Genomic DNA, 11,184 nt, shown 5'->3' with positions numbered 1-11,184 from the left:
CGACGGGGAGGTCGCCACCGAGGGCGAAAGTGGTGGTGGTCATGGCTCAATGCTCACCGGACCCCCGGAGAGCATTGAGCCATGACCACCACCACTTTCGCCCTCGGTGGCGACCTCCCCGTCGACCGTCTCGGCTTCGGCGCGATGCGGCTGCCCATGAGTACGTTCGACGGCCCCGCCCGGACCCCCGAGAACGGCATCGCCGTGCTCCGGCGGGCCGTCGAGCTGGGCGTGAACCACATCGACACCGCCGCCTTCTATGCCCGGGGCGGTGTACGGGCCAACGAGCTGATCCGGGAAGCGCTCGGCCCCTACCCCGACGACCTGGTCATCGCAACCAAGGTCGGCCCCCTCCCCGGGCCCGACGGCGTCCCCAGCGGCCAGGCCGCCCCCGACCAGCTGCGCGCCCTCGTCGAGGCGGATCTGCGGTCCCTCGGCGTCGACCGGCTCGACGTCGTCAACCTCCGCGTCGGCGGCATGGGCGGCCCCGGCGGCGAGTCGGTCGCCGAGCGGTTCGCCGTGCTCGCCGGGCTCCGGGAGGAGGGCCTGATCCGGCACCTTGGTGTCAGCAACGTCGACGCCGCGCAGCTCGCCGAGGCGCGGTCCGTCGCGCCCGTCGTATGCGTGCAGAACCCGTACACCGACGACCTGGCGCTCCTCGCCGAGTGCGAGGCGGCCGGGATCGCCTACGTGCCGTTCTTCCTGCTCGGCGGCGGGCGCGAGCCGCTGGACACCCGGCGCCTGGAGAAGGTCGCGGGCAGGCTCGGCGCGACCGTCGCCCAGGTGCAGCTCGCCCTGCTGCTCGCCTCGTCCCCGGTCATGCTCGCCATCCCCGGCACGGGAAATCTCGCGCACCTGGAGGAGAACATGGCCGCCCGCGACCTCACCCTCACGGACGAGGACCTGGCCGAGCTGCGCGGCTGACGGAGGCCCTCTGCGGTGGCCGTGCTGCTGGTCAGGTGCATGATGAGGGCTTTGCTGTGGGGAAGGGGCAGGGCATGGCGCGCTGGACGATGGAGCGGCGGGCGGCGGCCCCAAGTGGCCCACAGCAGGTCGGCTACAGCCGCGTGGCTGACGGGGCGTCGCTGTCGGCGGCGGCTTGCTGGCCTACGGGACCGGCCCGCTCCAGGAGTACGAGCCGCCACGGCTCACGGACGCCCAGCTCGTCGGCACGTGGACCGACGAGCACGGTGGCACCCTCACCCTCCGCGCCGACGGCACTGCGGTCGCCAACGACCTGGGCCCGCGCACGACGGACGAGACGCACACCGGGGACCCGGTCGCGCGGTGTGATGGTTCCGGTACGTGGACCCAGGGCGCGTCGCCGTCCGGAACCACACAGTTCGAACTCAAGGTCAGTGGCTGTCTGGAGGGCACCGGCTGGCAGTACGGCGGTACCCAGGCGCGCCCCACCCTGTTCCACTGGATCGGCGACCCGGACTCGCTCAACCAGTACGCACTGCACCGCAGATAGCAGCATGACGGAGACACCGCCCCGGGGGAGACCCCGAGCTGTCAGTCCCAGTTGGCGAGATCCCCGACGAAGTCCTCGTACGAGCGGTTGGTGCCGCGCGGAGAGGGAATCAGCCCTTGCTGCTGTGCCTCGCGGGCCACCGCCGGACCGTCGCTCTCACGGAAGAGCGGCAGGCCAAGCCCTCGCTTCAGCTCCTCCTTGGCGTTTTTGACGCGCCCGGTGTCCTTGTCGAGCAGGTGACCGGGGACCTTCCAGCGGGGATGGACGCGAGGGAAGGCTTCCGGGAAGAGCAGCAACCAGCCCTCGGTTTCCCAGGCAGCGAGCGCGAGTGCGGTTCGTAACCCGGGGCATTGGTGCGCGAGTTCGGCGGCCAGTGTTCCGCGAATCCGCTCGTAGTCGGCGTTGGTGTAGCCGTCCAGGTCCTCGTGGACCACGAAGCAGCGCAGTTCGGCCCGCTGCTGGCGCGCCTTGGCGCGCGCCTTGCCGACCAGGACCTCCACGGCAGCAGCGAGCTTCGGGCCGGACTTTCGGCGCAGCCGTACCGGGTCGTTGATGCGGACGAGCTTGGCCGTGTCCGCGATATCGGGCCGATGCGCACGTATGAGTGCGGCAAGGATGTCGCAGTCGTTGCGGTCCTCGCCGGCGAATACGACAACGCCCCGTTCCTGTGCCCGGGGCGCACGCCCACCGCCGCTCCTCCGCTTTGGGGTCAAAGCTCACCCCCGGTCAGGTCTCCGCCCAGCACCCCGGAAAACCAGAGTTCCCCGAGCGGTTGTTCACCGGACTCCTGAACGATGTCCCTCACCTCGTCAACAGTGAGCGCTGGGATGACGGAGGCCCCGTCGTCGAAACGGTCGCATACGACGAACTCGTCCGGATGCAGCCGGTTCACCAGGGCGGGGGAGTGGGTGGCGACGATGAACTGGGTTCGCTCGGCGGCCTCGCGCAATCGCTGCACAACGAGTTCGAGTGCCTGCGGATGCAGTCCGTGATCGATCTCCTCGATGCACGTGAACGCTGGGGGATTCGGGTCGTACAGCAGGGCTAGCAGCCCCAGAAGCCGGACCGTCCCGTACGACGCGTCGGCGAGCGGCGTCAGGCGACGCAGGCCGCGCTCGCGCAGTACGACGGTCAGCTGGTCGGTCGCCCCGCCGACCTCCTCGAACTCGATGTTCTCCAGCTGGGGCAGCACCTCGCGGGCATCGGTGACCAGATGGTCCCAGGTTTCTTCGCGACTGCTCAGATGGATCAGGAATCCGGCCAGATTCTCGGCGTGCGGTGAGAGAGTGCTGAAATCCGCGCCACGTAGGCGGGTCGGTTGCCGCGCGGCGGCCACGTCCACATCAAAAAGACGAAACGAGGAGAGCCGATCGGCGACCCGCGTCACCTCGTCCCCACCGTCGGCGGGCCCCAGCCGCGGGAGTGTGGACAGCCCGCTGCTCAGCCTACGAATGCTGAAGTTGCCGCTGTCCTTGCTCTTTCCCGCCCGCTCGTCCTGGATGCGCGCCTCCTCACCCTTGATGGTGATGCGTCGCCCGCGCCCCTGCCTGCGCTTGAAGGCGAAGCTCTCCTCGCGGGAGAGCGCGTAGTAGGGCGAGGGCTCACCTGACACTTTCGAGCGCAGTGAGCGCCGGCGGATGGTGAGGTCGTACTCGTCCGGTGCGTTGCGGGTGGAGTTGGTCGTCCACGTCGCCTTGAGATGTACACGCATGGAGGTCGGTGGTTTGCTTCCTCCCCAGAAAGCCACCTCGTCGAATCCGCCACGCGCGTCGAGGGCCGGCTGAAGATCGGTGCGGATGATGTCGGCCAGGAAGTCGAACACCTTCAGCACATTGGATTTTCCCGCGCCGTTCGGGCCCACCAGCACGGTGAGCGGGCCGAGGGGCACGGTCACGTCGCGCAGGCTGCGGAAGTTCTCGACGTGCAGTTCGAGGAGGCGGCCGGGCATGGGGAACCTATCGAGTGGGTGCGACGGACGGCTCCCGCCCACGAGACGAATGCTTCCGACCGTGAGCGGAACATCGTGGCTCAGAATATCTGGGCCGACTCCCATCGGTCGGCGTATCTGGGGTGGAACCCGACCGAGGAGCCCACCTACACCCGCCACTCGGCCATAGCGGGCGCCGGGTACCGGCTGGCGCTGCGCGTCGGAACTCAGCGAGTACCAGGTCCCGCTCGCCCGGTCCCGGAGGTCGCGGGCGATGTCCAGATGACCGGCGGGCCGTGCGGTTTCCCCGACGACATCCAGGATGATCCCGCGCAGGTCGGCGATCTCGTCGCCAAGGGGTTCCGGAGGGCAGGGCCGGTGTGGTCAGTGCCTGCGTACCGAGCCCGTCGACAACGGCCAGGACGCCGCCTCGCCGCGCCGCGAGGAAGGCCGACAGAAGTTTCCTCTTCCTTGGCTTCCGGGGGCATGCGCGCATGGTGCCGGGCCCACTGACACGCGTGGCGGCGATGCGATCCGCTCACGGCGGGATGGCCGGTGCGGGTTGCCATGATCCAAGCCATGCCTGGTACCTTGTTTCGCATGGAACCTGGCGGAGCAAGCAACGAGCTGCCGGAGAAGGCCGAGGTGCAGCTCCGCAAAGGGGTGCTGGAGTACTGCGTCCTCGCCCTTCTCCGGGACGGACCCAAGTACGGGGTCGAGCTGCTGAACCACTTGCAGGACACCGGGACGCTGGCCACCAGCCAGGGCACCGTCTATCCCTTGCTGTCACGGTTGCGACGGGACGACCTCGTCGTCACCACCTGGCAGGAATCCCCCTCCGGCCCTCCCCGGCGCTATTACGCATTGACCGACGCGGGACGCGCCGCGCTGGCCGCGTTCGCCGGTATCTGGCCCGGGTTCCGTGACGCCGTCGACCACCTCCTCGCGCCGCCCGCCGGGCAATCGCGCCATCCCGGAAGGGCAAAGCCTTGAAGACCGACGACACCCTGGTCCGCGACTACCTGGCAACCGTCGAGCGCGAGAGCGCGGCACTGCCCCCGGCGGCCCGCCAGGAACTCATGGCCGACCTGAACGAGCACATAGAGGTCGCGCGAGCCGAGCGGCCCGATGACATCCGTACGATCCTCCGCGAGATGGGCGACCCCCGCACGATCGCCGGCACCGCCCTCCTCGAACTCGGAGTCACCGCCGGTCCTGCGGCGCCCCGGCCGCGCCGCCCTCGTTCCCCTGCCTGGGTGCCGCTCGCGCTGCTGTTGACCGGCAGCGTGGTGGTCTACGCCGGCGAACATGTACTCCTGGCCTGGATGAGCCTCGCCATGAGGATCACCGCCGTGGTGATGGTCTGCCGCTCCCACCATTGGGCCCCGGCACGGAAGTGGACCGGCCTCGCCGTGTCCGTGGTTCTGCCCGTCCTGATGAACGTGACCTGGTACCTGGCCGTCGTTGCCCCCGGGAACGATGCCGTGATCGACGACTGGCGCGTGCCGGGAGCCGTAACCGGGATCGTCCTCACGGTGGCGGGCGTCGGGTGGCTGTGGCACACCAGGCAGGACCGCGCGCGGGTCCGGTCCTGACGGCTGCCCCGATCCGCCCGGGGTCCGCTCACATTCCCGGCGTCCCCAGCGGCCAGGCCACCCCCGACCAACTGCGCGGCCTCGTCGAGGCGGACCTGAGGGCCCTCGGCGTCGACCGGCTCGACGTCGTCAACCTCCGCGTCGGCGGCCCGAGCGGCCCGGCAGACCGCCGTCTGCCGGGCCGGTTCGGGTGCCGGGAGCGACGGACCGGGGGTGATCCGCCGCTCCCGCCGACGCCCGGGGAGTGAGCGCCGGGGTCCGGATGGGTCAGCCCGCTGCGATGGGGAGGTGGGGGTTCCCGCGTCGGAGGCTCGCTCACGTTGCGAACGCCACTCCGGCGGCCGATCCGAGTCCTCGGACACGCCGGGACCCCCTCGGGGAATGGGGCTGACCGAATACGGAAGTAAGAATTCCGCGGGGTTGTGTCAGGCGTAGCTGTGGGTCCAGGCGGAGGCCCGGACAAACGTCCCGTTGTTGTACAGAGCGGCCCGGAACTCGATTTCGTGGCCTTCGTAGAAGTTCTTGTTGCAGCCTCCCGACGTTCCTCCGCCGAGCTTGCTGACACAGGCTCCGCTTCGCGTCCCGTCGACGTCGTGCCACTCGACGACCGCGGCGTAGCCGTCCTTCTTGGTGTCGTGCACCTTGAACCAGTCGCCCAGGCCGGTGAAGGAGACGCCGACCCCGGTGATCCCGATGTACTCCCAGTGCTGGTCGACGTCCGCGGGGTACGAGCTGGTCGCGTAGTCGGTTTCCGAGCCGTAGTAGGCGGCGGAAGCGATGGACGGGCTCAGCAGCATCAGTGCCGATGCGGCGCCCACGGTGAACAGTGCCTTTCCGGAAAAGCGCACGTGTGAACCTCCAGGTGGATCGTGTGCGGGATTGCGTAACGACGGGGGAACCGAGCGCGCGGTGACGGACAACTGCCCTGGGACTGAAGCTGGTTGGGTACCCGTGGTGTCGGTGTGGATCACATCAAGCACCACCGTCGGAGAAGTGTCAATACCCTTTGCAGTTACTATTTGCGAATGCGGTGCAGAGGGTAGGCTGCTCCTCAAGTCAGGCTGTGATCAGCTGAGTTGGTGGGGGCGTTCGCCGGTGACGGGCCGGCTGTGAGGTGGCTGGATCCATGAGGGGAACCTGGACGGGATCGGGTCCGTGAAGAAGTGATGATCCGCCCCGGGTCCCTCGCGAGGTACCGGGGGTCCTAGCCGAGCCATGCCGACGGGTCGGCCGCCAGTGTCTCCAGCTCGTTGACCAGGCGTGCCGTGTGGAAGCCGTCCGCCGCCGCGTGGTGCACCTGTACGGCGAGCGGGAGCAGGACCCTGCCCTCGCGCTCGACGTACCGGCCCAGCGTGAAGATCGGCGCCAAGTGGTCGTAGCCGTCACGGATGTTGAGGTTGAACCCCGTGAACGACCGCCACGGCAGGCTCGACACGTCGAACGCGTTCGGCGGGGGCGGGCCCTGCGGGAAGAACTCCGTCGCGTGCGCGTGCTCCGCCAGCAGAGGGGCCGCCGCCTCGTGGAACGCCCCGAAGTCCGCGTCGTACGGCGTCCATACGCACGCGAACGTCTCCCGCTCCGCGTTGAACACCGTGAACGCAGGGTGCGCCACCGGCCACACCGCCGGGTCGCCCGACTCCGTCAGGCACATCCGGAACTCCTCGTGCCGGTTCACCACCGTCGCCAGCGCCCACACCTGCGCCACGTACGACTTGCGCGGCGACCGGCGCAGCGCCGCCGTGAACTCCGTGACGTCGACCTCCACCGTCATCGAGTACGTGCACGGCACGCGCCGCCGGTAGTGTGCGAAGTGCTCCCGACGCGGCCAGGTATCCAGGTCGATGAGGGCAGGGGTGTCCATCCGGGCATCATGGCAGCGACCCCGGAGCCCGCTCGAACGGTTTTCGCGGGGCGCGCTTGCGTTGGAGTGCACTCCAACTCCTACCGTCCTCGGCATGAGCACCGAACAGCGCAACGAACGGTACGAGCGTGGCTACGCGGCCCTCAGCGAGGTCGCCGGAGGCAACCAGGACGCCGTGATCGACGGCCTCGCCGACATCGCACCCGACATGGGCCGGTACATCGTCGAGTTCGGCTTCGGCGACATCTGGACCCGCCCCGGACTCAATCGGCGCCAGCGCCAGTTGGGCACCGTCGCCGCCCTCGCCGCGATGGGGAACGCCGCCCCGCAGCTCCGCTTCCACATCGGCGGCGCGCTCAACGTCGGCTGCACCCGCGAGGAGATCGTCGAGGTCCTGATCCACGTCTGCGTGTACGCCGGTTTCCCGGCCGCGCTCAACGGCCTCACCGCCGCCCGCGAGGTCTTCGAGTCCCGCCCCGACGAACCCGCGCTCGTCCCCGCCGACACCTCCGGCGACCGGGGCGGCGACCGCCTCGCACGCGGCCGGCAGGCCCTCGCCGACATCGACGGCCACGCCGGTCAGCAGGTCATCGACTCCCTCAAGGACATCGCCCCCGACCTCGCCCGCTACGTGCTGGAGTTCTCCTTCGGCGACGTGTACTCCCGTACGGGGCTCGACCTCCCGACCCGCGAACTCGTCACCGTCGCCCTGTGCACCGCCCTCGGCACGGTCGGACCCCAGCTCCGCGTACACCTCCACGGCCTGCTCAACGTCGGCGGAACGCGCGAGGAGGCCGTCGAGATCATCATGCAGATGGCCGGTTACGCCGGCTTCCCGGCCGCGCTGAACGGCCTCACGGCCGCGCGCGAGGTGTTCGCGGCGCGGGAGGACGCGTAGCGCCCTATACGGCGGTGTGGCGGACGAATGCGGACCAGGCGTCGAGGGAGAGGGCCAGGGCGGGGACGGTGATGTCCTTGGAGTCGCGCACGTGGATGGTGTGGGGGCGGATGGCGACCTCAATGCAGTTGCCGCCACCTTCGCCGCTGTAGCTGCTCTTGAACCACTTGAGGTCAGTGCTCATAGTCCTTCTGCCATCTGCTCGATCAGCTCGCGCGACTCTTCCAGTCCGTGAGCCTGGGTCCGCAGCCTCCCATATTTGGCGAACAGGTCACCCAGGTGGGGTTGTTCACTGACAAGGAAGTTTCGGTCTTGCACCTCCAGGTACGCCAGCCGCCGCCTGTCATCGGTTTCCAGCAGGACAAAAGACCCGCTAAGGCCGGAGTGAGTCTCCCTCTGGCTGGACATCACCTGGATGTGCACATGCCGTAACTTGCTGACCTCAAGAATGTGCTGGAGCTGCGCCCGATGTACGGCTCGTCCACCGATGGGACGCATGAGCGCACTGGGTTCCAGGACGAAGCTGATCTCCGGCGGTGGCTTGCGCGTCAGCAGAGTCTGTCGGGCCAGGCGTCCGTCTACCAGTCTTTCGATTGCGTCGTCATCCAATGGCGGGCACGCTTGGCCGAACACGGCGCGTGCGTGCGCCTCAGTCTGTAGCAGGCCAGGCACGACGTGGCACTCGTACTCGTAACGAGCCACAGCCTTGGCTTCCTCTTCAGCGAACGGCTCGAACCAGGTAGCCACTCTGCTGAACTTCAACTGCCCGGCCGCAGCGGTGAGCGCCCCATTCGCACCGAGCACCGCATCCGCCTGCCGGACGAACTCCCCCTTCGGCGGGCGCTGTCCCCGTTCCACCATCGCCACCTGGGACTTGGAGAAGCCGATCCGGGTACCCAGACCCTCCTGCGACAGCCCGGCCATTTCGCGGTAGTGCCGCAACAACACGCCGAACATCTCGGCCGTACCGCCCCCGGTACTACTGGAGTGCACAGCCCCACCTCCAAGTACACAACAGTGCACAGACGCCCTGTGTCCCTGGTCACCGTACGTGCGGGCGCCGACGCTATCCGTATGGAACCGAAAAATTCACCGGACCCGATGCCCTCCTGGATTCCCGCGAACGGGCACGCCCTCCGGCACGCGGGCATCCACTTCGACGCCGTCCGGATCACCGGCTCGCTGGGTGAGCAAGTCGCGTACGAGCTGATGCAGTTCACGGACTTTCAGGCCGGGCCGATCGTCCGCTCGTCGATCGGGATGCGGAGCATGTACTTCCTTGTGCCGCCCGGCACGGCCCGTGCGTACCGCTGGCCGACGCGGGTGGACGCGCTGACCCGTAAGGGATCGGACTTCGTCGGGGTGCCCGCGCTGCACGGGATGACGTACCCGCTGGACTGGCGCTCCGTGCCCACCGTGCAGGAACCGTTCGTCGAAACGGCACTGCTGTTCGAGCTGTTGACGAAGGTGGTGGCGGGCGAGATTCCTGCTGTACGGTGACGACGTCATTACGCTCCGTGCGCCTCGGCGCATGGGGCGGCCCCCGGGGGTGCTACCAACACCTGGTCCGAGGGCCTTCACCCTGCGATGGATCTGAGGTCCACCGAAGATGCTCCGGCATGCTATCTCGCCGTCCTACGGCTATGTGAAAGCGGCGCACGACATCGTGCGACATTCCCGACTCAGCAGTGACGCGAAGCTCTTGATCCTGTACGTGCAAGGGCTGCCCGAGCGGCGTACGGGCGAGGCGTTGAGCGATCACGCGAAGAAGCTCGGTATCAAGGGGCGCGCGTACCAGAAGGCCAAGGGGCAGCTGAAGGACGCCGGGTTCGTCCACGAGTGGCGGCGCCAGGGCGAGCGCGGTCTGTGGGTGACCGATCAGCTGTTCTCCAACGTGCCGCTCACGGACGAGGAGGCGCGGAGGTGCAGGGAGGCGGAGACCCGGGCCGTTCCGGGTGAGCGGCTTCCGGCGGTCGGTGATCCGGGGTCTCGACCGGTCGGTGGTTACCCACCTGCGGTGGAAGATCGTGGGGAGAACTATCCCCACCCACCCTCCGAAGAGCCCGCGAGCGCGCCCGTGCGGCCGGAACCCGATGAGCCTGCGGACGAGTTCGCGCCGCCGGACGCCGAAGTCGCTGTGGCAGAGAGCGTGTTGCTCTCGCTGCGGCATGCGAGTCCGCAACTGCACCTGGGGGTGCGGGAGGCGCGCAGCCTCTCCGGGGTGGCGGCCGACTGGCTACGGCGCGGGGTGAAGGCGGCGGAGCTGCGGCTCGCGCTGGTGAGTGAACTCCCGGCCGACGGCGTGCGGTCGGCGTTCGGCTTCGTGCGGCACCGCCTCGTACAGAAGCTGCCGGAGGTGCCCGTGCCGGACTCGCCGGTGGTGGCGCCCAGGCAGCCCGTGGCGTGCGAGGGGGACGGTCCGGAGCATGTGTTCCGCCCGAGGGAGGACGAGACGGTGTGCGGTCCGTGCGCGCGGCGTACGGCCGAGGAGGCGCACTTCGTCAAGTGGCCGCCGCGGGGGCCCGCCGAGGCCCCCGGGCGGGTGTCCTGGCGGGAACGGGTCGAGGCGATCCGGGCGCAGGGCGCCGAAGCGCGGTGAAGCGGACGTCCGTTCGCGGTGTGGCGGTCTTTGCCGTACATGCGGCGGGGCGTGGACAGTGGGACCCGGGGGCCGGGACGGACTGAGGAGGACCCGTGGTGGATGCCGTGGTGGCACTTTGGGACGGGGTGAGGGCGGTGCGCGACCCCGCGCGATGCCGGGCGCAACTCATGGCGGCCGGACGGACGCTGTTCGCGGTGTACGGGTACGCCCGTACGTCGGTCGAGGACCTGTGCGCGGCGGCCCAGGTGGAAGTCCGTGACTTCCACCGCGAGTTCGAGTCGCGCGAGGCGCTGCTGACCGACCTGTACGACGAGGTCGCGATGGCGGGCATGCAGGCGGCGCAGGCCGAGCTGGCGGCGAAGGGCATGGAGACCTGCCCGACCGAGGAGCGGGTGCGCAGGCTGTTCGAGGCGTACGTCCGGGCGGTCACGCGGGACCCGCAGGCGGCGAGGGTGGCGTTCGTCGAGGTGCTGGGGGTGAGTCCGGCGATGGACGCGCACCTCACGATGTGGCGCTCGGTGTGGGTGGAGTTCCTGACGGCCGAGTCCGAGCGGGCGCGGCTGCGCGGGCACGGGGTCGACGGCGACCTGGCGGTGGTGGTGAAGGTGCTGACGCGCTCGGTGGACGAGCTGCTGGCCCACCACGGGCGCCGCCCGCGCCAGGTGCCGCCGGCGTGGCTGACGAGCGAGTTCACCCGGCTGTCGATGGCGATGATCGGCCCGGCGGACGAGGGCTCACCGGGGGCGTCGGGGGGTGTGACGGGCTGAGGGGCGGCCCGGCGGACGAGGGCTCACCGGGGGCGTCGGGGGGTGTGACGGGCTGAGGGG

The 11,184-nt window shown here is 69.3% G+C and carries 14 protein-coding genes; 8 read left to right on the top strand and 6 right to left on the bottom strand.

Annotation, left to right across the window (positions count from 1 at the left end):
• Positions 1–81 precede the first annotated feature (81 nt).
• The gene (locus EAO73_RS35480; RefSeq protein ID WP_147975636.1) at positions 82–924 is read left to right on the top strand and encodes an oxidoreductase; all 843 of its coding nucleotides are present in this window, start codon (positions 82–84) and stop codon (positions 922–924) included.
• A 175-nt stretch (positions 925–1,099) separates the two neighbouring features.
• A complete protein-coding gene (locus EAO73_RS35475; protein ID WP_147975635.1) occupies positions 1,100–1,474 on the top strand; it encodes a hypothetical protein in 375 nt (124 codons plus the stop codon).
• 41 nt (positions 1,475–1,515) lie between these two features.
• Here EAO73_RS35475 and EAO73_RS35470 read toward each other — a convergent pair whose 3' ends face one another.
• Together EAO73_RS35470 and EAO73_RS35465 are read right to left on the bottom strand one after the other, a co-directional pair.
• Positions 1,516–2,187, bottom strand: a complete 672-nt coding sequence (locus EAO73_RS35470) for a hypothetical protein (RefSeq protein WP_224756604.1) — start codon at positions 2,185–2,187, stop codon at positions 1,516–1,518.
• A complete protein-coding gene (locus tag EAO73_RS35465) occupies positions 2,184–3,422 on the bottom strand; it encodes an AAA family ATPase (protein WP_147975634.1) in 1,239 nt (412 codons plus the stop codon). The genes EAO73_RS35470 and EAO73_RS35465 overlap by 4 nt, the downstream gene beginning before the upstream one ends.
• 579 nt (positions 3,423–4,001) lie before the next feature.
• Between EAO73_RS35465 and EAO73_RS35455 the strand changes: the two genes are divergently transcribed.
• A complete protein-coding gene (locus EAO73_RS35455; RefSeq protein WP_147975633.1) occupies positions 4,002–4,394 on the top strand; it encodes a PadR family transcriptional regulator in 393 nt (130 codons plus the stop codon).
• A complete protein-coding gene (locus tag EAO73_RS35450) occupies positions 4,391–4,996 on the top strand; it encodes an HAAS signaling domain-containing protein (RefSeq protein ID WP_147975632.1) in 606 nt (201 codons plus the stop codon). Before EAO73_RS35455 ends, EAO73_RS35450 begins: the two co-directional genes overlap by 4 nt.
• 425 nt (positions 4,997–5,421) lie before the next feature.
• Here EAO73_RS35450 and EAO73_RS35440 read toward each other — a convergent pair whose 3' ends face one another.
• Both EAO73_RS35440 and catA read right to left on the bottom strand, forming a co-directional pair.
• Positions 5,422–5,844, bottom strand: a complete 423-nt coding sequence (locus EAO73_RS35440; RefSeq protein WP_147975631.1) for a hypothetical protein — start codon at positions 5,842–5,844, stop codon at positions 5,422–5,424.
• A 356-nt stretch (positions 5,845–6,200) separates the two neighbouring features.
• Positions 6,201–6,857: a type A chloramphenicol O-acetyltransferase gene (gene catA, locus EAO73_RS35435; RefSeq protein ID WP_147975630.1), complete on the bottom strand. Its 657-nt coding sequence runs from the start codon at positions 6,855–6,857 to the stop codon at positions 6,201–6,203.
• Between the two features lie 94 nt (positions 6,858–6,951).
• Here catA and EAO73_RS35430 point away from each other — a divergent pair, with 94 nt between their 5' ends.
• Positions 6,952–7,755 carry a carboxymuconolactone decarboxylase family protein gene (locus EAO73_RS35430; protein WP_147975629.1) on the top strand — a complete coding sequence of 268 codons (804 nt, stop codon included), beginning with the start codon at positions 6,952–6,954 and terminating at the stop codon, positions 7,753–7,755.
• A 4-nt stretch (positions 7,756–7,759) separates the two neighbouring features.
• Here the strand turns inward: EAO73_RS35430 and EAO73_RS35425 are convergent, their stop codons facing one another.
• Both EAO73_RS35425 and EAO73_RS35420 read right to left on the bottom strand, forming a co-directional pair.
• Entirely contained in the window at positions 7,760–7,939 is a 180-nt protein-coding gene (locus EAO73_RS35425) for a DUF397 domain-containing protein (protein ID WP_147975628.1), read from the bottom strand.
• Positions 7,936–8,748 carry a helix-turn-helix domain-containing protein gene (locus tag EAO73_RS35420; protein WP_412075973.1) on the bottom strand — a complete coding sequence of 271 codons (813 nt, stop codon included), beginning with the start codon at positions 8,746–8,748 and terminating at the stop codon, positions 7,936–7,938. Before EAO73_RS35420 ends, EAO73_RS35425 begins: the two co-directional genes overlap by 4 nt.
• Positions 8,749–8,856: 108 nt before the next feature.
• Between EAO73_RS35420 and EAO73_RS35415 the strand changes: the two genes are divergently transcribed.
• From EAO73_RS35415 to EAO73_RS35405, 3 genes are all read left to right on the top strand, one after another.
• Positions 8,857–9,255 (top strand): hypothetical protein, encoded by a 399-nt coding sequence (locus tag EAO73_RS35415; protein ID WP_147975638.1) that lies wholly within the window; start codon positions 8,857–8,859, stop codon positions 9,253–9,255.
• A 109-nt stretch (positions 9,256–9,364) separates the two neighbouring features.
• Entirely contained in the window at positions 9,365–10,354 is a 990-nt protein-coding gene (locus tag EAO73_RS35410; RefSeq protein ID WP_147975627.1) for a hypothetical protein, read from the top strand.
• Between the two features lie 95 nt (positions 10,355–10,449).
• The gene (locus EAO73_RS35405; RefSeq protein ID WP_147975626.1) at positions 10,450–11,124 is read left to right on the top strand and encodes a TetR/AcrR family transcriptional regulator; all 675 of its coding nucleotides are present in this window, start codon (positions 10,450–10,452) and stop codon (positions 11,122–11,124) included.
• Positions 11,125–11,184: the final 60 nt, after the last annotated feature.

This window comes from Streptomyces sp. col6 (assembly GCF_008042035.1).
In the GTDB taxonomy this organism is placed as follows: domain Bacteria; phylum Actinomycetota; class Actinomycetes; order Streptomycetales; family Streptomycetaceae; genus Streptomyces.
The sequence above is the reverse complement of the archived record's forward strand: the minus strand, read 5'-3'. Positions and strand labels throughout refer to the sequence as shown.

Bases quoted from the DNA above. Each gene is read 5' to 3' on its own strand.
- EAO73_RS35415 (WP_147975638.1), top strand. From the start codon at position 8,857: ATGCCCTCCTGGATTCCCGCGAACGGGCACGCCCTCCGGCACGCGGGC.
- EAO73_RS35430 (WP_147975629.1), top strand. From the start codon at position 6,952: ATGAGCACCGAACAGCGCAACGAACGGTACGAGCGTGGCTACGCGGCC.
- EAO73_RS35480 (WP_147975636.1), top strand. From the start codon at position 82: ATGACCACCACCACTTTCGCCCTCGGTGGCGACCTCCCCGTCGACCGT.
- catA (WP_147975630.1), bottom strand. From the start codon at position 6,857: ATGGACACCCCTGCCCTCATCGACCTGGATACCTGGCCGCGTCGGGAG.
- EAO73_RS35410 (WP_147975627.1), top strand. From the start codon at position 9,365: ATGCTCCGGCATGCTATCTCGCCGTCCTACGGCTATGTGAAAGCGGCG.
- EAO73_RS35455 (WP_147975633.1), top strand. From the start codon at position 4,002: ATGGAACCTGGCGGAGCAAGCAACGAGCTGCCGGAGAAGGCCGAGGTG.
- EAO73_RS35425 (WP_147975628.1), bottom strand. From the start codon at position 7,939: ATGAGCACTGACCTCAAGTGGTTCAAGAGCAGCTACAGCGGCGAAGGT.
- EAO73_RS35465 (WP_147975634.1), bottom strand. From the start codon at position 3,422: ATGCCCGGCCGCCTCCTCGAACTGCACGTCGAGAACTTCCGCAGCCTG.